Origin of the sequence: Corallococcus sp. AB018, assembly GCF_003986945.1 — a bacterium.
Taxonomy (GTDB): domain Bacteria; phylum Myxococcota; class Myxococcia; order Myxococcales; family Myxococcaceae; genus Corallococcus; species Corallococcus exiguus.
In genome coordinates, this window is sequence record NZ_RAWR01000394.1 from 1 (window position 1) to 3,724 (window position 3,724).

The window sequence follows — 3,724 nt, forward strand, 5'->3', positions numbered from 1 at the left end:
GTTGGGGGCGTTCACGTGGCTGGCGCGACTCTTTCCGGCCCTGGCGTCCTGCGCAAGACGCACGGTGTTTGTCGAGGAGGCCGCGGCTCGGCTAGGAACGGCCTTTTCCCCAAGGAGGAAGACCATGCCAGACGTCATCGTGGTGGGTGCGGGCCACAACGGACTTGTCGCGGCGGCGATGCTCGCGCGCCGGGGCCTGTCGGTCACCGTGCTGGAAGAGAAGGACCAGGTGGGCGGCGCGTGCAAGACGGAGTACCCGTTCCGCACGGCGCCGAAGCTGGGCGTCTCCACCGGCGCGTACCTCCTGGGGCTGATGCCGCCGGAGCTGCTCCAGGAGCTCCAGTTGGAGCTGCCCCTCAAGCGCCGCGACCCGCACTACTTCCTGCCCACCATGGACAAGCGCTACCTGCTCTTCGGCTCGGATGAGCGGGAGCTGGAGCGGCAGTTCCGCGAGTTCTTCTCCGAGGCGGACTGGAACGCCCACGTCGCCATGAACACGGAGCTGGCGGCGCTGCGCGAGGACCTGGCGCCCGCGTGGCTCCTGCCGCCCGTGTCGCTGGAGGAGACGGCGGAGCGCTACGTGCGCCCGGCCCTGCGCCAGCACTTCATCCATCTGTGCCGAGGCACGGCACGCGAGTACCTGGAGCGCTTCGGCTACAAGTCCGACTTCGTGAAGGCGATGTACGCCGTCACCGACGCGTTCTCCGGCCTGGACGGTGGCTACGACACGCCGGGCACGGGCATGAACCTGCTGGTGCACAACCTCTGCCGGCTGCCGGGCAGCGGCGGCACGTGGATGATTGTCGAAGGAGGCATGGGCACCGTCACCCAGCGCATCGCGGCGCTGGCGCGCAAGCACGGCGCCCAGCTGCGCACGAACGCGAAGGTGGCGTCAGTGCGCGTGGACAGCGGCGTGGTGAAGGGCGTGGTGCTGGAGAACGGCGAGGAACTGTCCGCGAAGGTCGTGGTCTCCAACGCGGACCCGTTCCGCACGATGAAGTTGATGGACTCGGAGGCGCTGAACAAGGAGTACCGGAGCATGGTGGACGGGATGTCCTCGCCGGGCACCACTCTCAAGGTGAACCTGTGCCTCAAGTCCCTGCCCACCTTCACCTGCCTGCCGGAGGACCGGGGCCAGTTCGGGCCCACCATCCACCTGCTGCCTCAGGAGGACGACGTGCTGGGGGCGCTCGCGCACGGCTACAAGGAGGCGAAGGCCGGACGGCTGGCGGAGTTCCCCTCCATCGAGTGGTACGTGCACACCACGGTGGACCCGACCCTGAAGGACGAGGAAGGGCACCACAACTCCGCCCTCTTCGTGGAGTGGGTGCCGGAGAAGCTGGAGGGCACCACCTGGGAGAAGGAGGAGGCGCGCTACGTGAAGCACCTCTTGTCCATCTGCGACCGCTTCGCGCCCGGCACCAGCGACCTGGTGCAGGAGTACTTCGCGCTCACGCCGCCGAAGATTGAGTCCCACTTCGGCATCACCCGCGGCCACATCCACCATGTGGACAACAAGCGCGGGTTCACCGACCGGCTGCCCTATGAGACGCCGGTGCAGGGGCTCTACTTCTGCAGCGCGGGCTGCCACCCGGCGGGAAGTGTCATCGGCGCGGCGGGCCACAACGCGGCCAACGTGGTGCTACAGGCGCTCGGACGCTGAGACGGAGTGCGTCTCACGGCGGGCGGAATGGACGTTCCATGGATCCTTTTGCCCGCCGTGTTTAGATGGTTGTCCCCATGAGCTACCTCGTCCTCGCCCGCAAATGGCGCCCGCAGAAGTTCGATGACATGACCGGCCAGGAGCACGTGGTCCGGACCATCGGGAACGCCATCAAGATGGACCGGGTCGCGCACGCGTACCTGTTCTGCGGTCCTCGAGGGGTGGGCAAGACGACGGCCGCCCGCCTGCTCGCCAAGGCGCTCAACTGTGAGCAGGGCCCCACGGCGACCCCGTGCGGCACCTGCCGGGCGTGCACCGAAATCACCGCCGGCACCAGCGTGGACGTGGCGGAGATCGACGGTGCGTCCAACAACGGCGTCGAGAACGTGCGCGAGATTCGCGAGAACGCGAAGTACCTGCCGCAGCGCGACCGCCACAAGATCTACATCATCGACGAAGTCCACATGCTCTCCGGCGCGGCGTTCAACGCGCTCCTGAAGACGCTGGAGGAGCCGCCCGGTCACGTGAAGTTCATCTTCGCGACGACGGAGGCGCACAAGCTCCCGGACACCATCCTGTCGCGCTGCCAGCGCCACAACTTCCGGCGCATCTCCGCGGCGCGGATGCTCCAGCGGCTGAAGGAGATCTGCCAGGCGGAAGGCGCGGGCATCTCCGAGCAGTCGCTGTCGCTGGTGGTGCGCCAGTCCGAAGGCGGCATGCGCGACGCGCTGAGCCTGTTGGATCAGATTCTCGCGTCGTGCGGTCCCAACCCCACGGACGATGCCGTCGCGGAGGCGATGGGCGCCATCGACCGCACGGTGGTGCAGGACTTCGCGGAGGCGCTGGTCCGCAAGGACGCGAAGCGCGTGCTGGGCCGGGTGGATGAAGTGTTCAACCGGGGCCTGGACCTGAAGCGGCTGGCGGAGGAGCTGGCGCTGCAGCTGCGGCATCTCTTCGTGACGAAGTCGCTGGGTGAGGCGCCCGCGGAGCTGGCGGAGTCCGAGCAGAAGGCGCTGTTGGCGCTGGCGAAGGAAGCGGACACGGCGCAGCTGTCGCGGCTGTTCGACATCGTGCACGGCTGCATCTGGGACGTGTCGCGAGCGGCGCAGCCCCGGCTGGCGCTGGAGATGGCGCTGCTCAAGGCCATCCAGCTGTCCCCGGCCGGTTCGATTCCCGACCTGCTGGCCCGCGTGGAGCGGCTGTCCGCGGGACTTGGCGCGGAAGGCGCCGCGAAGAGCACGACCGGGGCGCCAGGAGGTCGCCCCGGTCCCGCGAACTTTCGCGTCTGAGGTCCAGGCCGAAGTCCGCGCGCCCGCGCCCGTAGCGGCGGCGCGTCCTGTCGAAGGTCCGGGGGCTCCCGCGCAGACGGGCGCCATGCCGCGTTCGTTCGATGCGCAGGGTCCGGCCGTGCACGCGGAGACCGCGTCGCGTCCGGTGCCTCCGTCCACATCCGCGTCGACAGGAGTCCCGCCGCGCATGGCGGACACGCAGGGCCCCTCCACGTACGAAGGGGCAACGCCGCGTCCGTTCGATGCGCAGGGCCCGTTCGTGCACGCGGAGGCCTCGTCGCGTCCAGTGCCTCCGTCCACATCCGTGTCAACGGGAGTCCCGCCGCGCATGGCGGACACGCAGGGCCCGTCCGCGTACGCGGGGGCAACGCCGCGTCCGTTCGATGCTCAAGGTCCTTCCGCGCACGCGGGGGCCACCGTCCGGCCCTTCGACGACACGCGTGCTCCGGCGCACCCTGCATCGCCCGGTGAGCCAGCCCCGGCCGGTGCCTCCGCCGTGGCCACGCGGACGCCACCCGCCGCGCTGATGGAGGGCCTGTCCCCCGCGGCGGCCCGTCCCCTCTCCTTCCTTCGCAATGGCGGTGGCGCGAGCGGTCCCGCGCCCACGCCCGCCGCCGTGCCTTCCGCGCCGGTGGTGATGGACGACCTGTCTCCGTCCGCCGCGCGCCCGCTGTCCTTCCTGCGCAATGGCGGCGGCGCGGCTCCCGCGATGGAGACCCCTCCGGCCCCGGGCGTCGTCATGGACGGCCTGTCCCCGTCCGCGGCCCGCCCC

2 protein-coding genes and 1 pseudogene are annotated in these 3,724 nt (G+C 70.0%); all 3 read left to right on the plus strand.

Going from position 1 to position 3,724, the window contains the following annotated elements:
• The first annotated feature begins 124 nt into the window (after positions 1–124).
• Entirely contained in the window at positions 125–1,663 is a 1,539-nt protein-coding gene (locus tag D7Y11_RS41990) for an NAD(P)/FAD-dependent oxidoreductase (protein WP_120581585.1), read from the plus strand.
• Between the two features lie 77 nt (positions 1,664–1,740).
• The gene (dnaX, locus tag D7Y11_RS41995; RefSeq protein WP_126936465.1) at positions 1,741–2,952 is read left to right on the plus strand and encodes a DNA polymerase III subunit gamma/tau; all 1,212 of its coding nucleotides are present in this window, start codon (positions 1,741–1,743) and stop codon (positions 2,950–2,952) included.
• An 85-nt stretch (positions 2,953–3,037) separates the two neighbouring features.
• Positions 3,038–3,724, plus strand: a pseudogene (locus tag D7Y11_RS42000) (hypothetical protein); the annotation flags it as partial.